The organism is Mesorhizobium sp. M4B.F.Ca.ET.089.01.1.1, from assembly GCF_004022605.1.
Classification (GTDB): Bacteria; Pseudomonadota; Alphaproteobacteria; order Rhizobiales; family Rhizobiaceae; genus Mesorhizobium; species Mesorhizobium abyssinicae.
In genome coordinates this window covers 1-451 of sequence record NZ_RZOS01001419.1, presented here as the reverse complement: position 1 = coordinate 451, position 451 = coordinate 1, and the positions used below count along the sequence as shown (strand labels likewise).

Here is a 451-nt window from a genome sequence, read left to right as displayed (position 1 = left end):
GCATACTGATCACCACAACGAGTTTGTGCTGATGGCTGGTTCTCTTGGCGTGTCTTCACTTGTCTGCCTGCTGAACAATGGCGACAGAGGACAGACCGAGACCTCCCAGTCGCTGTTGGGTCCATTCTGGCGCCTCAACTCTCCGCGAGTCGAAAATGGCGCGTCGATCATCCGATCCGAGACGCCGGGCACTCCCTTATTCGTGCATGCCAAGGTCGTTGACCGCGACGGTAAGCCAATTGCCGGCGCTGAAGTGGATGTCTGGCATGCATCTCCCGTCGGTCTTTATGAAAACCAGGACCCGGACCAGGCCGAGATGAACTTACGCGGCAAATTTACGACCGACGAGCAAGGTCGGTTCTGGTTCAGGACCGTCAAGATGGTCGGGTATCCGATCCCGGTCGATGGCGTGGTCGGGCGCCTGCTCAAAGCTCAGGGACGCCATCCGTAC

General features: G+C 58.3%; 1 pseudogene. It reads left to right on the top strand.

Features of this window, described 5'->3' with window-relative positions:
* A pseudogene (locus tag EN780_RS37755) lies at positions 1-451 on the top strand (catechol 1,2-dioxygenase); the annotation flags it as partial.